General features: G+C 75.0%; 18 protein-coding genes and 1 pseudogene. 6 read left to right on the forward strand and 13 right to left on the reverse strand.

Translation table 11 applies throughout. From position 1 onward, the window contains the following. Positions 1–32: 32 nt before the first annotated feature. The 4 genes from ACFYUZ_RS01420 to ACFYUZ_RS01435 form a co-directional block, all read right to left on the reverse strand. Complete coding sequence (locus ACFYUZ_RS01420; RefSeq protein ID WP_389305245.1) at positions 33–905, reverse strand: hypothetical protein; 873 nt, start codon at positions 903–905, stop codon at positions 33–35. Positions 906–935: 30 nt separating this feature from the next. Further along, positions 936–1,730 (reverse strand): hypothetical protein, encoded by a 795-nt coding sequence (locus tag ACFYUZ_RS01425; protein ID WP_389305247.1) that lies wholly within the window; start codon positions 1,728–1,730, stop codon positions 936–938. A 163-nt stretch (positions 1,731–1,893) separates the two neighbouring features. Then, the gene (locus ACFYUZ_RS01430) at positions 1,894–3,948 is read right to left on the reverse strand and encodes a phosphocholine-specific phospholipase C (protein WP_389305250.1); all 2,055 of its coding nucleotides are present in this window, start codon (positions 3,946–3,948) and stop codon (positions 1,894–1,896) included. 232 nt (positions 3,949–4,180) lie between these two features. Then, the gene (locus tag ACFYUZ_RS01435) at positions 4,181–4,597 is read right to left on the reverse strand and encodes an organic hydroperoxide resistance protein (protein WP_389305252.1); all 417 of its coding nucleotides are present in this window, start codon (positions 4,595–4,597) and stop codon (positions 4,181–4,183) included. Positions 4,598–4,712: 115 nt separating this feature from the next. On the opposite strand from ACFYUZ_RS01435, the gene ACFYUZ_RS01440 reads away from it, so the two are divergent. Continuing rightward, complete coding sequence (locus ACFYUZ_RS01440) at positions 4,713–5,177, forward strand: MarR family winged helix-turn-helix transcriptional regulator (RefSeq protein ID WP_260174349.1); 465 nt, start codon at positions 4,713–4,715, stop codon at positions 5,175–5,177. A gap of 59 nt (positions 5,178–5,236) precedes the next feature. On the opposite strand, the gene ACFYUZ_RS01445 is transcribed toward ACFYUZ_RS01440, so the two are convergent. The 5 genes from ACFYUZ_RS01445 to ACFYUZ_RS01465 form a co-directional block, all read right to left on the reverse strand. Then, on the reverse strand, positions 5,237–6,484 hold the full coding sequence (locus ACFYUZ_RS01445) for a beta-ketoacyl-[acyl-carrier-protein] synthase family protein (protein WP_389305254.1): 1,248 nt from the start codon (positions 6,482–6,484) through the stop codon (positions 5,237–5,239). After that, positions 6,481–6,771 carry an acyl carrier protein gene (locus ACFYUZ_RS01450; RefSeq protein WP_389305256.1) on the reverse strand — a complete coding sequence of 97 codons (291 nt, stop codon included), beginning with the start codon at positions 6,769–6,771 and terminating at the stop codon, positions 6,481–6,483. The genes ACFYUZ_RS01445 and ACFYUZ_RS01450 overlap by 4 nt, the downstream gene beginning before the upstream one ends. Then, the gene (locus ACFYUZ_RS01455) at positions 6,756–8,354 is read right to left on the reverse strand and encodes a prenyltransferase/squalene oxidase repeat-containing protein (protein ID WP_389305258.1); all 1,599 of its coding nucleotides are present in this window, start codon (positions 8,352–8,354) and stop codon (positions 6,756–6,758) included. The genes ACFYUZ_RS01450 and ACFYUZ_RS01455 overlap by 16 nt, the downstream gene beginning before the upstream one ends. A 173-nt stretch (positions 8,355–8,527) precedes the next feature. Beyond that, on the reverse strand, positions 8,528–9,133 hold the full coding sequence (locus tag ACFYUZ_RS01460) for an NUDIX domain-containing protein (protein ID WP_389305260.1): 606 nt from the start codon (positions 9,131–9,133) through the stop codon (positions 8,528–8,530). Next, on the reverse strand, positions 9,130–10,443 hold the full coding sequence (locus ACFYUZ_RS01465; protein WP_389305262.1) for a cytochrome P450: 1,314 nt from the start codon (positions 10,441–10,443) through the stop codon (positions 9,130–9,132). Before ACFYUZ_RS01465 ends, ACFYUZ_RS01460 begins: the two co-directional genes overlap by 4 nt. Positions 10,444–10,500: 57 nt before the next feature. On the opposite strand from ACFYUZ_RS01465, the gene ACFYUZ_RS01470 reads away from it, so the two are divergent. The 5 genes from ACFYUZ_RS01470 to ACFYUZ_RS01490 all read left to right on the forward strand — a co-directional run bounded on the left by ACFYUZ_RS01470 (position 10,501) and on the right by ACFYUZ_RS01490 (position 18,977). Continuing rightward, a complete protein-coding gene (locus ACFYUZ_RS01470) occupies positions 10,501–11,841 on the forward strand; it encodes a wax ester/triacylglycerol synthase domain-containing protein (protein ID WP_389305263.1) in 1,341 nt (446 codons plus the stop codon). A 188-nt stretch (positions 11,842–12,029) separates the two neighbouring features. Next, entirely contained in the window at positions 12,030–13,346 is a 1,317-nt protein-coding gene (locus ACFYUZ_RS01475) for a cytochrome P450 (protein ID WP_389305265.1), read from the forward strand. Positions 13,347–13,421: 75 nt separating this feature from the next. Then, positions 13,422–13,874, forward strand: a complete 453-nt coding sequence (locus tag ACFYUZ_RS01480; protein ID WP_389305267.1) for a GNAT family N-acetyltransferase — start codon at positions 13,422–13,424, stop codon at positions 13,872–13,874. After that, on the forward strand, positions 13,871–15,136 hold the full coding sequence (locus ACFYUZ_RS01485; RefSeq protein WP_389305268.1) for an MFS transporter: 1,266 nt from the start codon (positions 13,871–13,873) through the stop codon (positions 15,134–15,136). The genes ACFYUZ_RS01480 and ACFYUZ_RS01485 overlap by 4 nt, the downstream gene beginning before the upstream one ends. A 151-nt stretch (positions 15,137–15,287) precedes the next feature. Next, complete coding sequence (locus ACFYUZ_RS01490) at positions 15,288–18,977, forward strand: S8 family serine peptidase (RefSeq protein WP_389305270.1); 3,690 nt, start codon at positions 15,288–15,290, stop codon at positions 18,975–18,977. A gap of 51 nt (positions 18,978–19,028) precedes the next feature. Here ACFYUZ_RS01490 and ACFYUZ_RS01495 read toward each other — a convergent pair whose 3' ends face one another. The 4 genes and pseudogenes from ACFYUZ_RS01495 to ACFYUZ_RS01510 all read right to left on the reverse strand — a co-directional run bounded on the left by ACFYUZ_RS01495 (position 19,029) and on the right by ACFYUZ_RS01510 (position 24,021). Further along, positions 19,029–20,483 (reverse strand): acyl-CoA synthetase, encoded by a 1,455-nt coding sequence (locus ACFYUZ_RS01495; RefSeq protein WP_389305272.1) that lies wholly within the window; start codon positions 20,481–20,483, stop codon positions 19,029–19,031. A gap of 545 nt (positions 20,484–21,028) precedes the next feature. Beyond that, positions 21,029–21,319, reverse strand: a pseudogene (locus tag ACFYUZ_RS01500) (MFS transporter); the annotation flags it as partial. Positions 21,320–21,376: 57 nt separating this feature from the next. Then, entirely contained in the window at positions 21,377–22,921 is a 1,545-nt protein-coding gene (locus ACFYUZ_RS01505; RefSeq protein ID WP_389305273.1) for a GAF domain-containing protein, read from the reverse strand. Positions 22,922–22,959: 38 nt separating this feature from the next. Beyond that, the gene (locus ACFYUZ_RS01510) at positions 22,960–24,021 is read right to left on the reverse strand and encodes a rod shape-determining protein (RefSeq protein WP_389305275.1); all 1,062 of its coding nucleotides are present in this window, start codon (positions 24,019–24,021) and stop codon (positions 22,960–22,962) included. Between the last annotated feature and the right edge of the window lie 169 nt (positions 24,022–24,190).

Raw genomic sequence — 24,190 nt, forward strand, 5'->3', positions numbered from 1 at the left:
CCCGACGACCGCGACGGGTGCGAGTCCCGGTCTCAGTCCGAGCGGAAGGCGACGCGCACCGCTCCGTCCGTCGGCACGACGAGCACGCCGCCGCCCGTCCTGGCCCAGTCCTCGGGGATGAGGAACATGCGGCCGTTGACCTCGGCGAGGAGCCGCAGACCCTCGTACCGGTACCGGAACCGCTGCGGAGCACCGGCGACGGGCAGGGTTGTCTCGCGTACCTGTCGAGGGGGGAAGTACAGGCGTTCCGCCGTGTCGACGGTCACCGCGGGACGCAGCCACAAGCGCCGCGCCAGGTACCGGGCGTCGTCCGTGCCGTGCTGCTTGGCGTATGCGTGGACCGCCCAGAAGCACGACAGGCCGACCAGCGCGGCGACGAGCGCGAGCGCCAGCCGCTCGCGCGCCACCGGGTAGTCGGCGCCCCCCAGCTTGAAGGACAGCGCTCTGCCGAACACGACGAGGACCAGTCCGCCGCCGATCAGCAGCGGGGTGTCCATCGCCCCGGCACCCCACACGGCGAAACCGCCGAGCACCCCGAGGGCGAACATGACCAGCCCGCAGGCCGAGACCGCGTACGCCACCGGCCGGCCCCACGGCGGCGGGGGCGCGCCCCGGTCTCCCAGCGTGCGCGCCGCGTAGTAGACGAGGACGCCGGCCAGCGCGACGGTGAGCGCCGCGCCCGCCGGGACGTAGAGGGCTCCGGCGCTGCGCAGCGCGTACTCCTGGGTGGAGAAGCCCAGGGTCGCGGCGTCGACGCCGAAGTACGCGTAGAGGGCGTCGGTGTAGGCGAAGCCGAAGTAGAGCAGCAGGGCGCCGATGAACGTGGTCGGGGCGGCCAGGGTGGCGAAGGTGGTGACCCAGTTGCCCCAGGAGCGCGTTCCGCTGTCGGAGTCCGCTTCGGCCATGAGGCTCAGGCTCCCTTCGCTCGGCCGGGCTCAGCCGTTCCCGTCGGACCCGCCGGTCGCGGAGGTGCCGCCGCCGTTGGGCTGACCGGTGGTCTGCCCGGTGGTGTCCCCGGTGGTCTGCCCCGTGGTGTCCCCGGTGGTCTCGCCCGTCGTCTCCCCGGTGGTCTCACCCGTGGTGTCCCCGGTGGTGTCCCCGGTGGTCTCACCCGTGGTGTCCCCGGTGGTGTCCCCGGTCGTCTCACCCGTGGTGTCCCCGGTCGTCTGGCCGGGCGGCGTCACGGGATCCGCGGAGATCGGCTCGCTGACCTCGTCGGAGACACCGGCGTCGTTCCGGAGCGTCGCGCAGACCTGGCGGGTCGGCTTCGAGTTGCCGCCCTCCTGCGAGAACGTGAACTCCGGGGCCGCCGTGCCCCCGGGGGACAAGGTCACGGTCCGGCTCGGCGGAATGGCGGCCCGGCTCTGCTCGCCCGGTGTGCAGTCCAGGACCCAGAGCGTGCCCACATAGGGATCGGACGACGGGTTGGTGACCGTCTTCTTGTAGCTCTGAGGCCAGTGGCCCGAGAAGCCGTCGGAGAGCCGGCCCGCGCGGCTGAAGCTCCCGTTGTCCTTCTCCTTCTCCCTCTCCCTCTTCTCCCTCTCCTGTTTCTGCTGCTCCGTCTCCTGCCCGTCCTGCGTCGTCGGGGCGGTCGCGTCGGTGGCCGGGCTCGGAGCGGGGTCACTGCCGGAGGAGCAGCCGGTCAGCGGGGCCACCGCGGCGCAGGCGAGCGCGAGCGCGAGGAGCGCGCCCCCCGGCCTGCTCCGGAGGCGAGTCGTCCGGCCGCGCATGGAGCCTCCCGATCCGAGTCCGTCGGGGCGGAGTGCCTCCGCTCCTCTTCCGGCAGACTAAAACGGTGCCAAATCGGGAGAAACCGCCGTTCGGGTGCGTGGGCTTCGACCTGACGCGCGGGGCGGACGGGCCGGCGTGCCCGTCCGCCCCGGCGTCACGCGCCTAGTACGTCAGGATGCCCGGGTCCGTCGTGCCCGCCGCGCCCGTCTCCACGTGGCCCGCCAGGCGGCGGAGGTAGTCCGTGGAGGCCGAGGACGTGACGGTGACGTCGTACCAGCGGGCGGAGGCGGAGAGCGGGACGGTGTGGGTGACCGTGGCCCCCTTGGGGACGGACAGGGTCGTCGGGGTGCCGCCGTAGGCGTTGGCGACGGTCACCGTGGCCGTCGTGCCCGCGTTGGTGAAGGTCAGCGCGAGGTCGCCGGTCGTGGCGTCGTGCCGGGCGGTCACCTCCGGGACCGCGGTCTTGCCGGGGGAGCGGAAGCGGCGGAGGAAGCCGTTGGGGCCGTGGACCGTGAGGTCGGTGAGGCCCTTGCTGTACTTGGTGTTCCAGGTGTCCGCGATCGACTTGTTCGCTTCCGTCGTGTACGTCCACGGGGCGTCCGTGCGGTTCGCCGAGGTCACGTAGAACTGGGCGCCGGCCGCGGGGCCGCCGCTGAAGGCGAGGCGGTAGGTGCCCGCCGTCACGTCCGCCGCGCCGTCCACGTACGGCGCGTACTTCAGCGGGCGGGTCGGCTTGGAGCCCGGCTCCTGGCGGGGCATCGTGCCGACGGCCGGGGCGGTGGCCAGGAAGTCGGGGTGGCGGTTCTTGTCCGGGGGGTAGTAGCCGGCCGTCGGGGGCAGCGCGGCCGGCTGGGTCTGCGTGCGGGTGAAGTCGAAGGCGCTGGTCAGGTCGCCGCAGATCGCTCGGCGCCAGGGGGAGATGTTGGGTTCGCGCACCCCGAAGCGGCTCTCCATGAAGCGGATGACCGAGGTGTGGTCGAAGGTCTCGGAGCAGGTGTAGCCGCCGGTGGACCACGGGGAGACGACGATCATCGGGACGCGCGGGCCGAGGCCGTAGGGGCCGGCCACGTAGCCCGCCTTGCCGCCGAAGTAGTCGAGGGCGGTCGGGGCCGTCGACAGGCCCTGCGCCGCCGAGCCCGGGGCGTAGGGCGGGACCACGTGGTCGAAGAAGCCGTCGTTCTCGTCGTACGTGATGAACAGCGCCGTACGGGCCCACACGTCCGGGTTCGAGGTGAGCGCGTCCAGGACCTGCGCGATGTACCAGGCGCCGTAGTTGGCGGGCCAGTTGGCGTGCTCCGAGAAGGCCTCGGGGGCGGCGATCCAGGAGACCTGGGGGAGCCGCCCGGCCTGCACGTCGGCGCGCAGGACGTCGAAGTAGCCCTCGCCCGCCTTGGCGTTCGTGCCGGTGCGGGCCTTGTCGTAGAGGGGGTTGCCCGGCTGGGCGTTGCGGTAGTTGTTGAAGTAGAGGAGGGAGTTGTCGCCGTAGTTGCCGCGGAAGGCGTCGTTGATCCAGCCCCAGGAGCCGCCGGCGTTCAGGCCGTCGCCGATGTCCTGGTAGATCTTCCAGGAGACCCCCGCCGCCTCCAGGCGCTCGGGGTAGGTGGTCCAGCCGTAGCCCGCCTCGGCGTTGTTCAGGACGGGGCCGCCGCCCGTGCCGTCGTTGCCGACGTACCCGGTCCACATGTAGTAGCGGTTGGGGTCGGTGGCGCCGATGAAGGAGCAGTGGTACGCGTCGCAGATGGTGAAGGCGTCCGCGAGCGCGTAGTGGAACGGGATGTCCTCACGGGTGAGGTGCGCCATCGTGGCCTTGGTCTTGGCCGGGATCCAGTTGTCGTACTTGCCCTTGTTGAAGGCGCTCTGGCCGCCCGCCCAGTCGTGGTTCAGGCCCTGGAGGTACTCCATGCCCAGCTTGTCGCTGGTCGGCCGGAAGGGGAGCGTGACCTTGCTGCCGTCCGACTGGTTCCAGACCGACTTCCCGCTGGGCAGGGTCACCGGGCGCGGGTCGCCGAAGCCCCGTACACCCTTCATCGCCCCGAAATAGTGGTCGAAGGAACGATTCTCCTGCATCAGGACCATGATGTGATCGATGTCCTGGATCGTGCCGGTGGCGCCCTGCGCCGGGATCGCGGCGGCGCGGGCGATGCTCTCCGAGAGCATCGTGAACGCGGCGGCGCCGCCGGTCAGCTGCAGGAACCGGCGGCGGTTGAGGTCGGCCATGGGGGAGTTGCCCTCCGGGTGTGAGTACGGCGGTGGGGGTGCGGGTGCGGCGACCGGGCGGACCGGCCGCCGGGCGCCCCAAGGAGAGCGCCCGTGAACCACCGCCAGGAGGCCGTCCCATGACTGCCCGTCGTACGGCGGGCGAACCCCCCGTGCCCGAACGTGAAAACTCACAACCGAACGCCCCCGGTGGGTCGATGACCCCCAGGGGCGAGCGGGAAGCGACAGAAAACTACTCGACGACGAGCTCGACCTCGATGTTTCCGCGCGTGGCCTTCGAGTAGGGGCAGAAGGCGTGCGTCTTCTTCAGCAGGGCGAGGCCCGCCTCGCCCTGGAGGTGGTCGGGGAACTCGGCGCGCATCACGACCGCGAGGCCGAAGCCGCCGTCCGCCGGGTCCTTGCCGATGGAGACCTCGGCGGTGACGGAGACCTCGGAGACGTCGATGCGCTCCTGGCGGGCGATCACGCCCATGGCGCTGGCGAAGCAGGCCGCGTACCCGGCGGCGAAGAGCTGCTCCGGGTTGGTGCCCTGACCGTTGCCGCCGAGGGCCTCGGGGTGGGCGAGGGGGAGGTCGAGCCGCCCGTCGGAGCTGACGGCGCGGCCCTCGCGGCCGTTGGCGGTGGCGACGGCGGTGTAGATCGCGTCCATGGGGTCTTCCGTTCCTCGAAGGGGCCGTGTGGTGCTGCCCTCATATTGTTAGAGCACGATTAAGTTGTGCACAACTTAATAGCGTGTGATGCGCGTCTCCCGTATCCTGGACCCCATGGACGAGGACTTCCTCCGGCTCGACAACCAGATCTGCTTCTCCCTGCACGCCGCCACCCGCGCCTTCAACGGCGTCTACCGGGGCGCGCTCAAGGAGCTGGGCCTGACCTACCCCCAGTACCTCGTCATGCTCGTGCTCTGGGAGCACGGAGAGCTGCCCGTGAAGGGGATCGGCGAACGGCTGCGCCTCGACTCCGGCACCCTGTCGCCGCTGCTCAAGCGCTTGGAGGCGGCCGGATACGTCGAGCGCCGCCGCAGCCCCGAGGACGAGCGGTCCGTCACCGTCCGCCTCACCGGCGACGGGACCGCCCTGCGCGAGAAGGCCCTCGGCGTGCCGCGCCGGATCGCCGCCGCCACCGGGCTCGACCTGGCGGAGCTCGGGGAGCTGCGGGAGCGGCTCCACGCCCTGGCCGCCCGGCTCGACGGCGTCGACCCGGACGACGTGGCGGCCGCCTGCGGCTGACCCCTGCTCGTACGGAGCGGGCGACGGCCCCTTACGCCCCTTACGCCCCCTACGACCTCTTACGAAGCGGTGATCACCAGCGCCGCGTTGTGCCCGCCGAAGCCCACCGACGTGGAGACCGCGAGGCGGAGCCGGGCCCCCCGGGCCGTCGTCGGGACGTCCAGGTCGACGCCCTCGTCCGGCTCCGCGAAGTTCGCGGTCGGCGGCACGGTCTCCTCCGCGAGCGACAGCACCGTGAGAGCCGCCTCCACCGCCCCCGCCGCGCCCAGCAGATGCCCGGTCACCCCCTTCGTCGACGTCACCGGAGGCCGGTGCGGAAGGAGCGCCGCGAGCACCGCCCCCTCCACGGCGTCGCCCCGCGGCGTACCCGTCCCGTGCGCGTTGACCAGGTCGACGTCGCCCGGCACCGCGCCCGCCTCCGCGAGCGCGCCCCGGACGGCCGCCGTCAGACCGGAGCCGTCCGGCCGGGGCGCCACCACGTGGTGCGCGTCCGACGTCGCCCCGTAGCCCGCGATCAGCGCCCGGGGCCGGGCCCCGCGCGCGACGGCGTCCGCCGGGCGCTCCAGCACCAGGAACCCGGCGCCCTCCGCCATCACGAAACCGTCCCGGTCCCTGTCGAACGGCCGCAGCGCGCCCGCCGGGTCGTGGAACCGGCGGGACAGCGCGCCGAGCCGGTCGAAACCCGCGACGTAGAACGGGCTCAGCGACGCCTCGGCCCCGCCCGCCAGGACGATGTCGCAGCGGCCCAGGGCCAGCAGGTCGAGCGCGACGCCGATCGCCGTGGCGCCCGCAGCGCACGCCGTCGTCACCGCCGTCGACGGGCCGCGGATCCCGAACTCGACGGCCAGCTGCCCCGCGACGGAGTTCGGCAGCGCGCCCGGCACCGCGAAGGGGGACATGTCCCCGGGACCGTCCGTCCGCAGCACCTCGCGCTGCGCCTCGAACGTGAGGACGCCGCCCGCCCCGATCCCGGCGACCACGCCGACCCGCGCCCCGTCCCAGCCCGCGGGGTCCAGGCCGGCGTCGGCGAGCGCCTCCCGCGCCGCGACCAGCGCGAGCAGCGCGCTCCGGTCGGGCCGCCGCACCGTCACCGCCCTCCCCAGGTCCCCGGGAAGCCCGGGTGCCCGGCAGACGAGGTGGCGCAGGCCGCCCCCCTCCTCGAGGGCGGCGGTGGCCTTCCCGGCGCGGACGGTCTCCCAGGTCGTCGCGGCGTCCGCGCCGGCCGGGGTGAAGAGGCCGATGCCGGTGACGGCGGCCCCGGCGCCGAGGCCCGTGCCGCCCGGCCCCTCCGGCATGCGGCCCGTCATCGGGCCGCCCCCGCGGACCGGCGGACGAGGTCCCCGATCGCCGCGACCGTGGGCGCCGCGTACAGCTCCTCCTCCGGGACGGGGACGCCCCGCTCCTTGCGGAGCACGAGGGCGAGCTCGGTGAGGAGGAGCGAGTCGAGCCCGGCCTCCTCGCGGGTGGACTCCGGGGTGATGTCCGCCGGGTCGAGACCGAGCGAGACGAGCAGGGTCTTCAGTTCGTCGAAGGTCAGGGCGTTCCTTGTGGGCAGAGGCTCGTGGGCAGGGGTGGGGGTCAGAGCGCGGCGCACGCGCGCGCGTGGTTCAGGCCGAGCAGCACGCACACGTCCGTCAGGAGCGGCACGTGGTACGCGAGCGGCCGGGGCCCCGCCTGGTCCGGGCGGGAGACGAAGCCGCCGTCCGGCCGCTGCCGCTCCAGGAGGTGGCGTACCGCCCGCCCGGTCGCACCCCGGGCGGACGGCACGGTCGGTGTCCGGGCCACCGCGATCAGCGCGTACGCCGTGCTGATCGGGTCGCTCGGATCGGACGGCACGTGCCCCCAGCCGCCGTCCGCGTTCTGCGTGTCGAGCAACCGGGACACGGCCCCCGCCCGGGCCCGCGCCACCTCCGCCCGGGCCGGATGCCCGGGCGCCACGACCAGGAAGGAGTCGTGAGCGAGGACGGTGCGGAACAGGGCGTTGCTCTCGTTCAGGCTCCAGCTGCGTTCGAAGGAGCCCGCGGCCTCCTGCCGGGCCACCACGAACCGGACGGCGGCCTCCACCGCCGGCCGGTGCGCGGGCTCGGGGGCCAGCGCGTTCACGGCCGCGGCCGTTATCCCCACCTCGGACGCGGTGCCGTGCTCGAAGGTCGGGAAGCCGCCGTCCGCGCCCTGCCGGGCCAGCAGGTACCGCTCGCCGTCCGCCACCTCCGCGCCGAACAGCACCGCGCCCGTCGCCCGCAGGAACTCCACGCAGTACGAGGTGTCGTCCACGTCGCTCTGCCCGACACCCCGGTCGAACCCCCAGCCGCCGTCGGCGTTCCGGTGCTCCGCCAGGGCCGTCGCGAGGGCCCGCAGGGTGTGCGCCGGAGCCCCCGCCCCGGCCAGCGCGAGCCCGCCGGTCGCCGTCGCGAACACGTCCATCCCCGTGATGAACGGCAGCCCGCCGTCCTCGCGGAGCCAACCGCGCAGCTCCCGCGCCCGCGCCCGCACCGCCTCCGCGTACCGGGGACGCAGCCGCAGCGCGAGCAGCGCCAGGATCCGGGCGAGATGGTTGCCGTACGGCGGCGGGCCGGGCAGCGAACAGGGTTCGAGCGCCCGCCAGTCCTCCTCCGCGACGAGCCTCGGCGCACCCGTCCCGAAGGCGTGCAGGACCTTGAGCGCCGCCATCTCCGTGATCAGCCAGCGCTGTTGGCCGCGCGCCTCGAAGAGCGTCTCGGGGGAGGGGAGTTCGGGGAAGGGATGGGCGCCCAGCTCGGCCAGGAGCGTCTGGAACATCAGCCGCTTGCGCCCGGCGGTGAAGTGGTCGAAACCGCCGAGCAGCCGGGCGAGCGCGCCCCGCCCGTCCACGTACTCGCCGAGGGCCGCGCGGGCGGCGCACTCCTGCACGGGGTCGGGAGCGCCCTCGTCCAGGGCCGTCTTCAGGCGCCGCGTCAGCCGCTCCTGGGCGTCGGGGTCCACACCCGTCACCGTGAGCAGCCGCAGGGCCAGGGCGGATTCCAGGATCCGGCTGTCGCACGGCGCCCGGAGCAGTCCCCCGGGCCCGGCGGCCGCCACCAGACGGGTGGCGAGCCGTGCCCGGGCACGGTCGAGCGGCTCGGCCCCCGGGAGGGGCTCCGGCCGGGGGCCGGGGACGGCGAGGGAGGCGCCGGGTAAGGGCAGCGCGCAGTACGTCATGGGGAGGTGTCCTTCGGTGCTGTCGTACGAAAGGTGGGGTACCGGCCGGGGGAGCGGCGGCCGGAAACGGCGGTGGCCGGGAACGGCGGTGGCCGGGAGAGGCCGTGCGCTTCTCCGCGCCCACGGCGGTCGGCGGGGCGGGAGGCGCCGTGCGGTCTCCGCGCCCCGGGCGGTCAGCCGGGGAAGAGGCGCCGCACCGCCTCCGCGCCGGCCGGGACCAGCGGGGTGTAGCCCCCGGTCAGGACCGCGAGCGGGGCGACGAAGCCGCACCAGGCGATCTCGTCCGGATCCGGCCGGGGCGCGCGGTCCGCCACCCAGCGGTGGACCGTCAGGAAGCAGGCGCCGTGCGGATCGTCGACGCGGATCCGGTACGCCTCCGTCAGGCCGGGCGCCCGCTCCCAGCCCAGCTCCTCCCGGAGCTCCCGGAGCGCGGCCGTCCGGTACTCCTCGCCGCTGCGGACGGCCCCGCCGACCAGGACGTCGTAGTGGTCCGGGTAGGCCGGTGCCGAGGCGGTCCGCCGGTAGAGGAGCACCCGGCCCGCGTGGTCGGTGCAGACGGTCGCCGCGTACCGGCGGAGCAGTCCGACGGGCGGCCCGGCGGCCCGTCCGCCCTGGACGACCACCCGGTCCCGGGGATCGACGTAGTCGACGCGCTCGGAGACGTACCCCTCGTCGGGGTGCCGCTCGTCGGGGTGCCTCCCGGCGGCGGGGGCCCCGGAGCCGCGCCCGTCGGACGGGGACGCGTCGGAGGGGCGCCTCTCCGGTGCGGGCGCGTTCACGTCCGCTCGCGGACGCGCGCGTGCAGCGGACCGGCCGGGCGCAGGTTGATGCCGAACACGGGCTCGCCCACCGGGCCGGTCGTCTCGACCGTGAACCGGGAGAGGAGCGCGCCGAGCAGCACCTCCATCTCCCGCATCGCGAACCGCGTCCCGAGACAGGCCCGCGGGCCGATGCCGAAGGGGAGGTACGCGCCGGGCGGCAGCGGCGACCGGGCCGGGAAGCGGCCTGGGTCGAAGGTCTCGGGCTCCGGCCAGACCTCCGGGTCGCGGTGGGTCAGGTAGGGGCAGACGAGGAGGTCCGTACCGGCCGGGATCGCCCAGCCGTCCAGCGTCTCGTCCGCCGGACTGTGCCGGGGCAGCAGCCAGCCCGTCGGGTAGAGCCGCAGCGTCTCGGAGAGCACCGCCTCCACCGCCCGCGCGTCCCCGGCGGCCCGCTCCATGACCTCCGGATGCGCGTCGAGCAGGACGAACGCCCAGGTCAGCGTGCGGGCGCTGCTCTCGTACCCGGCGACGAGCAGGGTGACGAGCTCGTCGCGGATCAGCCGGTCCGTGTACGCCGGGTCCGTCTCGGCCGCGTCGAGCAGCCGGTCGAGGACGCCGGGGCCCGCCGGGCGGGGCGCGCCGGACTCGCGGGACCCGGCGCCGGTGCCGCCCCCGCCGTGGCGGACGCGGGCGTCGGCCAGCGCCCGCAGGATCCGCTCGTCGAGCGCGGCGATCGCCGACCCGACCTCCGGCGGCAGCGCGGTCGCGCCGCCCACGTCGGTGGGGAGCGCGGCGACGATGTCCTGCACGGCCGCGAGGTCGACGTACGTCTCCCGGTCCAGGGGCCGGTCCGTGAGCGAGCGCCAGATCGTGTCGACCGTGAAGAACTGCACGTCCTCGGCGATGTCGGTCGGCGCGCCCCGGCGCGCCCGCTCCGCCCAGCGGCCGACGACGCGGGCCGCCGCCTCCGCGAGGTGGTGCTCCCAGCGCTGGATGCCCCGGCCCGTGAACATCGCCTGGAGCAGCCTCCGTTGGGACCGCCAGGCCTCGCCCGTGGCGGTGATCATGCCGTCGCCGAGGAGGGGCCTGGCCCGGTGCGACCGCTTCACGTACCGGTCGCCGCCGACGCCGAGCACCTGGTGCACGTGCCGGGGTGCCGTGACCAGGACCGCCGCCCGGCCGCCGCGGCGGAATCCGGTCAGCCGGCCCGGCGCGTGTGCCCGGCGGAGGAGGTCGACGAGGGGGGCTCCGGAGGCGGTCCAGGCCGTCACGACGCCGTCGTCGAGGAAGTCGGGCAGCATGCCCTCCGTCACGCATTGCGATTGCATGATGACGTATCGTAGCGCTCCGTGCGATCTTCAGATCCGATTCGATCTTCCGCGGCGGTGCCGCTCGGGGTGCTCGACCGGCTCTCCCTCGACGTGGCGGAGCTGCACGCGACGGACTCCGCCCTGCACCTCGGCGGCTTGATCGTCTTCGAGGGGGAACCCCCTTCCCGGGCGCGGGTGTTGGATCACCTGAGGCGCCGCGTCGGCCCGCTCCCCGAACTCGCCCACCGGCTCGCGGGCGACGCGGGGCGCCCCCGCTGGGAGCCCGACCCCGGCTTCGACCCCGACCGTCACCTGTACGAGCTACCCGGAGGCGCCGACCCGTTGACGGTCGTGGCCGAGCTGCTGCGGCAACCCCTGCCGCGCGAACGGCCGTTGTGGGGGATCTGGCTCGTCCGCCGGGCCGGCGGCGGGCGATGGGGGCTCTGCTACCGGGCCCACCACGCCTTCCAGGACGGCGCCGCCGCCGTCGCCACCCTGGAGCGGCTGCTCGGCCCCGAGGGGGCGCCGCGCCCCAGGGCCCTCGCCTTCCGGCCGCCCCGGCCCGTGCCCTGGGCCGCCGTCCTCCCCGAGTTCAGGCCGCCGCGCCGCGTCACCTGGTGGCCGGCCCTCGACACCCCGCCCGCCGGGTCCTACGCCGCCGCGTTCGCCGACGTCGACACCGCCCGGCTGCACGCGCTCGGCCGTCTGACCGGGGCCACCGTCCCGCAGCTCTGCCTGGCCCTGACCGCCGGGACGCTGCGCGCCTGGCACCCCGACGGCTGGGGGCCGGACGGCCCCGGCCACGGCCGGGGGCTGCGCGCCAACCTGGGCATCGGCGTCCGGGACCCCGACGACCCCCGCCCCCTGCTCGGCAACCGGGTCGCCGTCGCCGGGGTCGACCTCCCCTGCGGCGAACCCGACCCGGTCCGGCGGCTCGCCCGCCTCGGACGCGCCCTCGACCACGCCCGGCTCGCCCGGCTCGCCGACGCCCACCGGGTCGTCCTGGGCAGACTCCCGTACCGGATCGGCCGCCTGGCGCTCGTCCGGGGCGTCGACGCCCGGTACACCCCGCTCAGCGTCGCCGACCTCCGGATCCGGCAGCCGCTCGGCTTCGCCGGTGTCCCCGCGGCCGGGGTGTACGCCCTGCCGGTCATGGTGCCGGGCCAGCCGCTCTTCGTCGCCTGGGTGGTGCACCGCCGCCGCCTCCACGTCACCTTCCTCGCCGACCGCGCCCTCGCCGGCGCCGAACGGCTGCCGGAGGCATGGGAGTCGGCCCTCGTCGCGTACGAACGGCTGGCCGGGGAAGGCGCGTTCGCGGGGGTGTGCGGGCTGCCCGGGCAGGCGGGCGAGGGCCCGTCCGCACGGGCGGGTGACGGCGCGTCCGCACGGGCCGAGGGCGGGGCGGGGGCGTCGTGAGCGGCTCGGATCCGATGCCCCCGCAGCCGCCCGGCCCCGGGCGGGAGCGGTCGCCCGATGACGGGCGGGAGCCGTCGCCCGGTCATGGGCGGGAGCCGTCGCCCGGTCATGGGCGGGGGCCGTCGCCCGACCCCGCGCAGGAGCGGCCGCCCGCTCACGGGCAGGACCCCCCGCCCCGGCCCGGCCGAGTGCCCCCGCCCCGGCACGGGCGGGCCCCCGGGGCGTGGCCGCTGCTCGGGCACCTGCCGTACCTGGCCACCCGGCCGCTGGCCTTCCTGGACTCGCTGCCCGGTCACGGCGACGTGGTCCGGGTGCGGATGGGGAGCCGCACCGCCCACGTGGTCAGCCACCCCGCGCTCGTCCGCCGCGTGCTCACCGACCGCGTCTCCTTCGACCGGAGGGGCGTCCTGTACGAGAAGGTCCGGGCGCTCCTCGGCAACGGCCTCGCCACCTGCCCGAACGCCGAACACCGGGACCAGCGGCGCGCCCTCCAACCGGCTTTCCACCCCTCCCTCATGGACCGCTACGCCGCCGTGATGACGGCCGAGACCCAGGCCCTGACCGGGCGCTGGCGGTCCGGAGCGGTCATCGACGTCACCGAGGAGGCGTTCCGGCTCACGACCGCCGTCGCCGTCCGCACCCTCTTCTCCGCCGGCATCACCCAGCGCGCCGCGGAGGAGCTGCGCGAGGCCCTCGAAGTCCTGCTGCGCGGGGTCTACACGCGGGTCGTGGTCCCGGCCGTCGACCGGGTTCCCTCCCCGTCCCGCCGCCGCTACCACCGGGCCCTGGCCCGCTGGCGCACGGGCGTCGCCGCCATCGTCGCCTCCTACCGGGCGACCGGGGTGGACCACGGGGACGCCCTCTCACTGCTGCTCGCCGTGCGGGACGAGCACGGCCGGTCCCTGTCGGACGCCGAACTCGGCGACCAGGTCGCCACCCTCGTCCTGGCCGGCGCCGAGACCACCTCCTCGGTCGTCGCCTGGGCCCTGCGCCTCCTGGCCGACCACCCCGGGGCCGCCGCCCGGCTGCACGAGGAGCTCGACGCGGTCCTCCCGGGGCGCCCGGTCACCCCGGCCGACCTGCCCCGGCTGCCGTACACCGGCGACGTGGTGCGCGAGGTGCTCCGCCTCTATCCGCCGGCCTGGGCGGTCACCCGCACCACCACCCGCGGGACCGAGCTGGCGGGGAGGCCGCTGCCACCCGGCTCCACGGTCGTCTGCTGCCTCTACCTGCTCCACCGGCGCCAGGAGCTCTTCCCGGACGCGGCCCGCTTCGACCCGGGGCGCTGGGCGGCGGGGGCGGTGCCGCGGGACGCCTGGCTCCCGTTCGGGCTCGGGGCCACCAAGTGCGTCGGGGACGCGTTCGGCACGGTCGAGGCCACCCTCGCGGTCGCCGCGATCGCCTCGCGCTGGCGCCTGGACCCGGTCTCGCCGCGCCCGTCCCGCCCGGTCCCGCGCATCGTCCTCTCGCCGGGGCCGCAGCCGATGCGACTTGCCGAACGGTGACCGGAGAAGCGGGCCCAGCCCCCCGTTCACCGAATTGTAAGGAGCATAGTCCGCACTCGCCCCTATACTCGCCCCATGTCCGACATCACCATCCGGCGCGCCACCGCCGACGACTCCCCACGGCTCACCCGGCTCGTCCGGACCTCAGGGGCCTACCGGGGCGACTACGCCGCCATGGTCGAGGGGTACCAGGTCGGCGGTCCGTACATCGAGCACCACCCCGTCTTCGTCGCCGTCGACGAAGGTGACGGCGGCCGGGTGCTCGGCTTCTACGCCCTCCTCGTCGACGAGGCCGAGCTCGACCTCGCGTTCGTCGCCGACGCCGCCCAGGGGCTCGGCATAGGCCGGCTCCTCATGGAGCACATGACCGAACAGGCCAGGGCCGCCGGCCTCGGCGCCGTGCGGGTCGTCGCGCACCCGCCGGCCGAGGAGTTCTACCTGCGGACCGGCGCCGTCCGCACCGGCACCGTGCCCCCCGCCGGCCGCATCCACTGGGAGCGCCCCGAGCTGCGGTACGACGTCGCGTGACCGCCGCCCAGGACACCCAGGAGCGGGAGCGGGACCGCCGCAAGGTCTTCGCCGACCTCACCCCGCTGCGCACCTCCGCGCACTACCGCCGCCTCTGGTTCGGGAGCACCGTCTCCTGGGTCGGACAGGGCATGACGGCCCTCGCCGTCTCCCTCCAGGTGTACGACATCACCCGCTCGCCCTTCTCCGTCGGCCTCGTCGGCCTCTTCGCCCTCGTCCCGCTGATCGTCTTCGGCCTGTACGGCGGCGCCATCGCCGACACCGTCGACCGGCGCAAGCTCGGCCTCGCCAGCGCGAGCGGCTCCGCCGCGCTGTCCATCGCCCTGGCCGCCGCCGCGTTCGCCGGCTTCCACCACGTCTGGTTCCTGTACGGGATCGTCGCCCTCCAGGCCGTGTGCAACGCGCTCAACGCGCCCGCCCGCTCCTCGATGATCCCCCGGCTCCTGCCGCCCGAGCAGCTGCGCGCCGCCAACGCGCTCAACTCGATGGTCATGACCTTCGGCACCCTCGTCGGGCCCAGCCTCGGCGGCCTGATCGTCGGGTTCGCCGGCTACCAGACCGCGTACCTCGTGGACGCCGTCGCCTTCACCGCGAGCCTGTACGCGATGTGGCGGCTGCCGTCCATGCTCCCCGACCGCACGGGCGGCAAGAGGGCCTCGGTCCTCGACGGGCTCCGCTTCCTCGCCACCCGCCCCAACCTGCGCATGACGTTCTTCTCGGACTTCTGCGCGATGATCCTCGCCCACCCCCGCGCCCTGTTCCCGGCCGTCGCCGTCCTCTGGTACGGCGGCGACGCCAGGACCACCGGACTCCTCGTGGCCGCGCCCGCGTTCGGGGCGCTCCTCGGCGGGGTGCTGTCCGGCTGGCAGGGCCGCATCCGCCACCACGGGCAGGCGATCCTTCTCGCCGTCGCCTGCTGGGGCACCGCCGTCGCCGTCTTCGGGCTGACCCGGAACCTCTGGCTCGGGCTCCTCCTGCTCGCCCTCGCCGGCTACTCCGACACCGTCTCGATGATCTTCCGGAACACGATGATGCAGGTCGCCGCCCCGGACGAGATGCGCGGCCGGCTCCAGGGCGTCTTCATCGTGGTCGTCGCGGGCGGGCCCCGCCTCGGCGACTTCCTCGCGGGCTCCGTCGCGGACCTCACCTCGCCGGCGGTCGCCATCACCGGCGGAGGGGTCGCCTGCGTCGTCGCGATCGGCCTCCTCGCCCTGTACGGGCGCGGATTCCGCCGCTACGACGCCCACGACCCGACTCCCTGACCGCCCTCGAACGGCCCCCGCCGCACTGGCGGTTGGCCGCCACGGCACATAACCGCCAGGAGCGACAGGGGTCGACTCCCGCCCCATGGGCCAAGACTCCTCGCGGACCCGGAACACACCCCCGACCCCGGGTCCGCGAGGAGTTCGAACGATGACGTCGAGGACCGCACCCTTCGACAGAGGCAGGGCCGCGCTGCTCGCCGCGGGCATCTCCCTCGTGATGCTCTCGGCCGGGCAGACCGCCGCCGCGAACACCACCGCCCCCGCCGTGCCGGACACCTTCGCGGCGTCCGCGACGAGCCGCACCGTCACCCTCGTCACCGGCGACCGCGTCACCCTCACCGACCTCGGCGACGGGAACCGGACCGTCACCGTCGACCGGGCGAAGGGCGCCACCGGCGCCGTACGCAGCCGGACCGCGAACGGCCGCGTCACCGTCGTCCCCGACGAGGCCCGCCCCTACCTCGACTCCGGCGCGCTCGACCCGCGCCTCTTCGACGTCACCGGCCTCGTCGAGCAGGGCATCACCGGCGAACTCCCGCTGATCGTCACGTACGGCGGGAAGAGCGCCCGCACCGCCGCCGCCCCGCGCGGCACCGAGACCGTCCGCGCCCTGCCCAGCATCGGCGGCGCGGCCGTCACCGCCACCGACCCCACCGCCTTCTGGCAGGACTTCACCGCACGCGGCACCCGGGCCGCCCGCGCCGCCGCCCCCGGCAAGGTCTGGCTCGACGGCCGGGTGAAGGCCGCCATGGCCGAGTCCAACGCCCAGATCGGCACCCCGAGGGCCTGGGAGGCCGGACTCGCCGGCAAGGGCGTCAAGGTCGCCGTCCTCGACACCGGCGCCGACCTCGGCCACCCCGACCTCGCGGGCCGGATCTCCGAGAGCAAGTCCTTCATCGAGGGCCAGGAGGTCGCCGACCGCAACGGACACGGCACCCACGTCTCCTCCACCGTCGGCGGATCCGGCGCCGCGAGCGACGGCGAGGAGAAGGGCGTCGCCCCCGGCGCCACCCTCGCCGTCGGCAAGGTCCTCAGCGACCAGGGCTCCGGCACCGAGTCGCAGATCATCGCGGGCATGGAGTGGGCCGCCAAGGACATCGACGCGAAGATCGTCTCCATGAGCCTGGGCTCCCCCGAACCCAGCGACGGCACCGACCCGATGGCCCAGGCCGTGAACGCCCTCTCCGCCGAGACGGGCGCCCTCTTCGTCATCGCCGCCGGAAACTCCGGCGCCCCCGGCTCCATCGGCTCGCCCGGCGCCGCCGACTCCGCGCTCACCGTCGGCGCCGTCGACTCCGCCGACCGCGCCGCCTACTTCACCAGCCAGGGCCCCCGCCACGGTGACCAGGCCCTCAAGCCCGACGTGTCGGCGCCCGGCGTGGACATCCTCGCCGCCCGCTCCCGGCTCGTCGCCGGCAGCGGCCCCTACACCTCCCTGAGCGGTACGTCGATGGCGACCCCGCACGTCGCCGGCGTCGCCGCCCTCCTCGCCGAGAAGCACCCCGACTGGACCGGCGCCCAGCTCAAGAACGCGCTGATGTCCTCGTCGAAGACCCTCCACGCCGGAGCGTACGAACTCGGCGCCGGCCGGGTCGACGTGGCCGCCGCGATCACCGCGGACGTCACCGCCACCGGCTCCGCCGACCTCGGCTTCACCTCCTGGCCGTACGAGGCGAACAAGCCGGTCACCAGGACCGTCACCTACACCAACTCCTCGGACCGGCCGGTCGAGCTGGACCTCGCCGTCGAGGGCATGCCCGCCGGGGTCGCCGCCCTCGCCGACGCCACCCTCACCGTCCCCGCCCACGGCGCCGCCTCCACCACCGTCACCGGCGACGGCACCAAGGCCCCCGTCGGCCGGTCCTCCGGCCGGATCACCGCCACCGCCGACGGCACGCCCGTCGCGCACACCGCCCTCGGCCTGGTGAAGGAGGAGGAGCGCTACACCCTCACCGTCCACGTCAAGGACCGCGACGGCACCCCCGCCCCCGCCCGCCTCGGCGTCCAGCAGCTCGCCGCGAACGTGGACCCCTTCCCGGCCGCGGTCGGCGAGTCCGGCACCCTCGAACTGCGCCTGGAGCCCGGCACGTACACCGTCGACACCTTCCTCGACGTCCGCGGCTCCCACGGCGAGGACTCCCTCGGACTCGGCTTCCTCACCGAACCCGAGATCGTCCTCGACCGCGACCGCGAGATCACCCTCGACGGACGGCGGCTCCGCGAGATCCGAGCCGAGGTCGACAAGCGCACCGAGACCCGCCAGCTCCTCATGGAATTCGACCGCGAGGCGAACGGCGCCTCCTACGGCGGAGCCGTCCAGGTCCCCGCCACCTACGACTCGATCTTCGCCGCGCCCACCCGGAAGCCCGCCACCGGCACCTTCGAGTACCGGACCGTCTGGCGCCTCGGCAAGCCGCTCCTGGAGACGAGCGTCGACGGCGTCCGCCTCTCCGACGCCACCCCGCAGGCGGGCGCCGCCCTCCTCGAAGGCCGCCACCGCCTCGGCCTCGTCGACGCGGGCACCGGCACCCCCGCCGAGTACACCGGCAAGGACGCCACCGGCAAGGCCGTCCTCGTCCGGCTCACCGAGGGCGCCGACCCGGCACGGCTCGCCCAGACCGCCCAGGACGCGGGCGCCAAGGCCCTGTTCGTCACCGACGACCGGCCCGGCCGGCTGATGAAGTGGTTCGGCACCGAGGCGTACGAGGACCGGCCGCTCGCCGTCGCCACCGTGAACACCGCCGACGCGCACCGGCTCGCCGCCGGCGCCGCCCGCGGCAAGCGCGTCGACCTGACCGGCACCCGCTTCACCCCGTACGCCTACGACCTCTCCGAGGGGCACCCCGGCGCCATCGGCACGGACCTCGTCTTCCGGCCCGACGCGGACGAACTGGCCACGATCCGCTCCACGTTCCGCATGCCGACCAAGCGGAAGGAACTCGGCGGCGAGTTCCGCTACTCGCTCACCGACACCTTCCGGATCGGCTTCGGCTTCAAGGAGCGGATCGCCTTCCCGACCGAGCGCACCGAGTACGTCTCCACCGGCACCGGCCAGCGCTGGCACGAGTCCGTCGACCTCGGCGACTCCCTGGAGCAGCGCGGCGGCCGGTCCGCCTACCGGGGCGGCAGCCGCACGGAACTCGACTGGTTCGGCCCCGTCTGGCACCCGTGGCTCGGCACCGGCCTCGGCTGGGGCCAGCAGCGCACCGGGAACGACCTCCGCTTCAACACCCCCGGCTGGGGCGACTCCGGCACCGACCACACCGGCTTCGGCAACGTGTGGGGCGACGACACGATGACCCAGTACACCGAGGTGTACGTGAACGGCGTCCGCGTCGACCGCAAGAAGAGCTCCGGCGCCTACGCCTGGGACGCCCCGGCGGAGGAGGCCGCGTACAAGGTCGTCACCGACACCGCGCTCGACGCGGACCGCTGGCGGCTCGGCACCGAGAGCCACAGCGAGTGGACGTTCCGCTCCGCCGAGACGCCCTCCGACCAGGTCACCTACCTGCCGATGCTCAACCTCGGCATCGACGTCGACACCGACCTGAACGGCGACGTCCGCTCCGGCGGCCGGCTGCCCGTCGGCGTCTCCGCCGAGTACGTGAAGGGCGCCGCCGGCACCGGCACCATCGGCACCGGCACCCTGGAGGTCTCCTACGACGAGGGCGCGACCTGGACGAAGGTCGCGCTCGAGAAGTCGTGGCGGGGCGCCTCCTGGACCGGTGAGCTGCGGATCCCGTCGGGCGCGGGCTCCGTCTCGCTGCGGGCCGGCGCGAGCGACGACCGGGGCGGGTCGGTGAGCCAGGAACTGATCCGCGCGATCGGCGTGAAGTAGGCGCGTAGGGACGGCCGGGCCCCTTCTTCCGGGGGCCCGGCCCTCACGCGGTCAACGGGCGTTCGGCAACGCCTTCTTCAGCACCTTGCCCATGTCGTTGCGGGGGAGGGCGTCCAGGTAGCGGACCACCCGGGGACGCTTGTGCGGCGCCAGCAGACCCGCCACGTGGTCGGCGAGCTCCGCCTCCACCGGCGGCTCCTCCCCGTCCTGCGGCACCACCCAGGCCACGATCCGCTCGCCCAGGTCGGGATCCGGCTCGCCCGTGACGGCCGCCTCCCGGACACCGGGATGGTCGAGGAGCGCGTTCTCGATCTCACCCGCCCCGATCTTGTACCCCCCGCTCTTGATCAGGTCCGTCGCCTTCCGGCCCACCAGACGCACCCCGCCGTCCGCCTCGCGGACCGCCATGTCGCCGGTGCGGAACCAGTCGCCGTCGAAGGCCGCGGCCGTCGCGTCCGGCCGGTTGAGATAACCGGAGAAGAGGTTCGGCCCGCGCACCTGCACCTCGCCGACCGTCTCCCCGTCGAGCTCCCCGAGCTCGGATCCGTCCTCGTCCACGAGCCGCAGGTCCACGCCCGCGAGCGGCGTCCCGACCGTCCCCGGCCGGGGCTCGCCTCCCGGGCGCACGCTGGTGTTCATGAGCGTCTCGCTCATCCCGTACCGCTCCACGACCGTCCGGCCCGTCGCCGCCGCGATCCGCTCGTGGTCGTGCACGGGCAGCGCGGCGGAACCGGAGACGAGGAGCCGGGCGCCGGCCAGGGCGGCGACGAGGGCTTCGTCCCGGTCGAGCGCCTCGGCGATCCGGTGGTACATCGTGGGCACGCCGAAGAGCATGGTCCCGCCGGCGCCCAGCTCCCGCCCGACGCCCTCCACCGAGAAGGCCCCCAGGTGCCGGACCTCGCCGCCGCGCCGCAGCGGGCCCAGGATCCCGAGGACCAGCCCGTGCACGTGGAACAGCGGCAGCGCGTGCACCAGGACGTCGTCCGCCGTCCACGACCAGGCCTCGGCCAGCGCGTCCAGGGAGGCGGCGACCGCGCGGCGCGAGAGCAGGACGCCCTTCGGAGGGCCGGTCGTGCCGGAGGTGTAGACGACGAGCGCGGTCGCCTCGGGATCGACGGGCACGGCCCCGGGCGGAGCCTCCGGCCCGGTGAGCTCCACGTCGACCCGGGGGAGCGCCGCGAGCCCCGCCGGCAGCTCGTCCCCCGGGCCCGCGAGCACCAGGTCGGGCGTGCTGTCGCCGAGGATGTGCGCCAGCTCCCGCTCGCCGGTGCGCGGGTTGAGCGGTACGGCCGGCACGCCGGCGAGCAGGGCGGCGACCACGGCGACGGCCGTGCGGGCGGTGGGCGTCGCCCAGACGGCGACCCGGCCCGCGCCGCCCACCCGCCCGGCCAGGGCGCCGGCGGCGCGGGCCAGCTCGGCGTACGTCAGGGTGTCGGGGCCGACGCGCAGGGCGGGGCGGTCGTCGGACGGAACCGCCCGTTCGAGTTCGGGGAAGAGCGCACTCACCGGTCGTACTCCTCGGGTCGTCGAGGGCGAGGGGTTACGTGCCGCATTCTGCCCCGCCGCGGACTGCGCCCGCTGGGACGGCGCCCCCCCGCGCCCCCGTCGTGGGCATCGTCCCGCTGGGGCGGTGCCCACCCCCGCGCCCCCGTTGTGGGCAGGCGTTCCGCAAGGGGCGGAACGGGTGGGCACAACGGAACGGCGCCCCTTGCCGGCGCCAGAGGCTTCCGCGCCTGAACCCGCACCCGCAGGTACGGCGCACACGGGGTGCGGGTCAGGGCACGGAACGCGGAGGCGCCGCGAAAGGGCGCCGTCCCGTGTGCCCACCCGTCCCGCCCCTGCGGGACGACTGCCCACACGGCGGGTGGCGGGGCGGCACCGCCCAGCCGGGCGCAGCTCACACGGGCACGGGCGCGGCACCGCCCAGCAGGGCGTCGTTCAGCGTGGTACGGGGGTCAAGGAGCGGTGGTCGTCAGTTTCGTCGGGTGGGGGTCCGGCGCCCCACCCGCCGGCTCGATCCCGCGCATCCGCCCGTACGCGTACACGCACCCCGCCAGCGCGATCGCGACCACGAGGAACGGCGGGTTCTCTCCGTGCTCGGCGATCCGGGGCGTGAAGTATCCGGAGAGTGCGACTCCGCCCATGCCCATGCCGAACACCCCGAGCGCGAGGCCGCGCTTGGCGGGCGGGAACCAGGAGTCGACGAGCGGGATGCCGATGGCGAACGTCGTGCCGCCGAGGCCGAGGAGGAAGCCGACGACCAGCAGCAGGCCGTAGCTGTCCTCGACGACGACCAGGAGCAGCACCGGAACGATCGTCAGCGCCGAGACCAGCGGGAACATCGGCTCAAGATCCGTGGGAGGGGCGCGGCGCGCCGGACTGGTCCGTACGAGGGTCCTTCAGGGCCAGGTCACCGTGGTCGGCGGCGTGCCGTCGTCCTCGACGCGCAGGCGGGCGCCGTCGCTCCCGGCCGACACCTCGACCGTGATCGCGCCGACCCCCGGCCGCCGGTGCGCCGCGGCGAGCGCCCCGCGCAGCACGGCGAGGAGCCGGTCCGCCGTCTCCTCGTCGACGAGCGTGTCGACCGCGCCGGAGAAGTGCACGGACGGCTGGAAGCCGAGCGGGACCGCGGCCCCGCCGGTCTCGCGCAGCACCCGCCCCCGGAAGGAGGCCGGCGCGTCCGCCGGCGGCTGCTGGAGGGCGAAGATGGTGGTCCGGACCTCCTGGATCGTCGAGTCCAGCTCGTCCACGGCCCGGCCGAGCAGCGCGTCCTCGTCGGAGGAGCCGGCCGCCCGCCGCCGGGTGGACTCCAGCATCATCTCCGTGGCGAACAGCCGCTGCACCACCAGGTCGTGCAGGTCCCGTGCGATCCGGTCGCGGTCCTCGAAGACGGCGAGCCGCTCCCGGTCGTGCCGCGCGTCCGCGAGGACCAGCGCGAGCGCCGCCTGCGAGGCGAACTGCGAGGCGAGCAGCCGCTCCACCGCCGAGTACGGCCGCCCGCCGCGCCGCCGGGGCAGGGCGAGGGTGCCGATGAGCTTCCCGCCGCTCTGCAGCGGCAGCATCATCGACGGGCCGAAACGGGACCGCACATGGGTGGTCATCCGCGGATCGGTCGCCGAGTCCTCGACGAACACCGGCTCCCCGCCCAGGAGCTGGACCAGGACCGGGGAGCCGGGCGCGATCGTCGTGCCGACCAGGTCGCCCGGGTCGTCCGTCGTGGAGGCGGCGACGATCTCCATCCCGCCCTCCTCGGTGGGCTGGAGGACCACGCCGGCCGAGGCGTCGGCGAGGACGCGGGCCCGCTCGGCGACGGTCGTCAGGGCGTTCTCGGCGGTGGCGCCGGTGAGCAGGGCCGTGGTCACCGCGGCCGCGCCCTCGATCCAGCGCTCCCGCTGCCGGGCCGTCTCGTACAGCCGGGCGTTGCCGATGGCGATCCCCGCCTGGGAGGCGAGGACCCGGAGCAGGGCGAGGTCCTCCTCGGTGAAGGGGCCCGCGCGCTTGTCGGTGAGGTACAGATTGCCGAAGACCTCGGTGTGGACCCGGATCGGGACGCCGAGGAAGCCGTGCATCTGCGGATGGCCCTCGGGGACGCCGGAGGAGCGCGGGTCGGCCGTCAGGTCGTCGAGCCGCAGCGGCCGCGGGTCCCGGACGAGGGCGCCGAGCAGCCCGGTGCGGCCGTCGGGGAGGCGGCCGATCCGCCGCCGCTCCTCGTCGGTCATGCCGGAGGTGAAGAGTTCGGTGAGGCGGTGGCGCTCGGGGTCGACGACCCCGAGCGCCCCGTAGCGGGCTCCGGTCAGCTCGGTCGCGGAGTCCACGACGTGCTGGAGGGTGGTGCGGAGTTCGAGGTCCGTGCCGACGCCGAGGACCGCTTCGAGCAGCATGGGCAGGCGGGGGGAGTCCTCGTCCGTGTCCGGGGCCCCGGCGCCTTCGTCCATGATCGTCATGGTCTCATCGTCGTACGGATCACCCGGTTCCGGATGATTCAGTCCTCGTCGGCGAGCGGGTCCCGCTCCGCCAGCGGGTCCAGGACCATCGGCTGGACCTTGCCCTCCAGCATCGCGCCCAGGCCCAGGACCGCGCACACGTCCGGCCGTTCGGCGATGTGCACCGGCATCCCGGTCGCCTCCCGCAGCATCTGGTCGAGGCCCGGCAGCAGGGCGCTGCCGCCCACCATCATGATCCCGCGGTCCGCGAGGTCGGCCACCAGGTCCGGCGGGCAGTCCCGCAGCACCTTCCCGATGCCGTCGAGGACCGCCGTCAGCGGGGTGTGGATCGCGTCCCGCACGGCGGCGGTGTCGACGGTCACCGAACGCGCCAGGCCCGTGGCGACGTCCCGCCCGTGGATCTCCGTCCAGGCGGGTCCCTGCGTCGTCAGGCCGTTCCCGCTGAGGGCCAGTTGCAGCGGGCGCACCGACTGGCTCGGCAGCATCAGCTCGTGGTGGTGGCGCAGGTGCTGGATGACGGCGTGGTCGATGGCGTCGCCGCCGACGGGCATCCGCTCCGCCGTGACGATCGCGCCGAGCGAGAGCACCGCCACCTGCGTGGTCGCCGCCCCGCACACCAGGATCATGGTCGCGGTCGGCTGCTCGACGGGAAGCCCGCAGCCCACGGCCGCCGCGATCAGGGTGTCGACCAGCTCGACCCGGCGCGCCCCGAGACCGACGAGGGTCTCCACGGCGGCGCGCTGCGCGAGCGGGTCGCTGTCGTGCGGGGTGCAGGCGGCCGCCCGCAGCCGGGGCTTGCGGCGCAGCTGCCGGCGCAGCTTCTCGCCGAGCAGGTGACGGAGCATCCGCTGCGCCATCTCGATGTCGACGACCGTGCCGCCCGACACCGGGCGCACGACCCGGATGTAGTCGGGGGTGCGGCCGGTCATCTTCTCGGCGAGCGCGCCGACGGCGATCAGCGCTCCCGTACGGGTGTTGACGGCGGCGACGCTGGGCTCGTCGACGACGAGCCCGACGCCCTTGACGAAGACCCGGGTGCGGGCGGCCCCCAGGTCGACGGCGACATGGCAACGACGCAGCTGATCAAGGCTGACGGTCACGGCGGATCCTCCGGAGTGCGGTGCTGGCACGGGCGAGGTGGTCGCGATTCGCGGTCCTGTTCGCATCGTCCGGCCCTCCGGGGCGCGGCGCGCGCTGGGCTGCGCCGCCCGGGGCCCCGGGCGCGGGGCGTGTCGGAGTCCCCACTCCCGGTGAGGAGGGCGCGGAGGC

The sequence above is a fragment of the Streptomyces sp. NPDC004266 genome (genome assembly GCF_042874095.1).
Lineage (GTDB): Bacteria > Actinomycetota > Actinomycetes > Streptomycetales > Streptomycetaceae > Streptomyces.

Bases quoted from the DNA above. Each gene is read 5' to 3' on its own strand.
- ACFYUZ_RS01440 (WP_260174349.1), top strand. From the start codon at position 4,713: ATGGACGAGGACTTCCTCCGGCTCGACAACCAGATCTGCTTCTCCCTG.
- ACFYUZ_RS01420 (WP_389305245.1), bottom strand. From the start codon at position 905: ATGGCCGAAGCGGACTCCGACAGCGGAACGCGCTCCTGGGGCAACTGG.
- ACFYUZ_RS01480 (WP_389305267.1), top strand. From the start codon at position 13,422: ATGTCCGACATCACCATCCGGCGCGCCACCGCCGACGACTCCCCACGG.
- ACFYUZ_RS01445 (WP_389305254.1), bottom strand. From the start codon at position 6,484: ATGACGGGCCGCATGCCGGAGGGGCCGGGCGGCACGGGCCTCGGCGCC.
- ACFYUZ_RS01430 (WP_389305250.1), bottom strand. From the start codon at position 3,948: ATGGCCGACCTCAACCGCCGCCGGTTCCTGCAGCTGACCGGCGGCGCC.
- ACFYUZ_RS01465 (WP_389305262.1), bottom strand. From the start codon at position 10,443: ATGCAATCGCAATGCGTGACGGAGGGCATGCTGCCCGACTTCCTCGAC.
- ACFYUZ_RS01455 (WP_389305258.1), bottom strand. From the start codon at position 8,354: ATGACGTACTGCGCGCTGCCCTTACCCGGCGCCTCCCTCGCCGTCCCC.
- ACFYUZ_RS01490 (WP_389305270.1), top strand. From the start codon at position 15,288: ATGACGTCGAGGACCGCACCCTTCGACAGAGGCAGGGCCGCGCTGCTC.
- ACFYUZ_RS01505 (WP_389305273.1), bottom strand. From the start codon at position 22,921: ATGACGATCATGGACGAAGGCGCCGGGGCCCCGGACACGGACGAGGAC.
- ACFYUZ_RS01425 (WP_389305247.1), bottom strand. From the start codon at position 1,730: ATGCGCGGCCGGACGACTCGCCTCCGGAGCAGGCCGGGGGGCGCGCTC.
- ACFYUZ_RS01435 (WP_389305252.1), bottom strand. From the start codon at position 4,597: ATGGACGCGATCTACACCGCCGTCGCCACCGCCAACGGCCGCGAGGGC.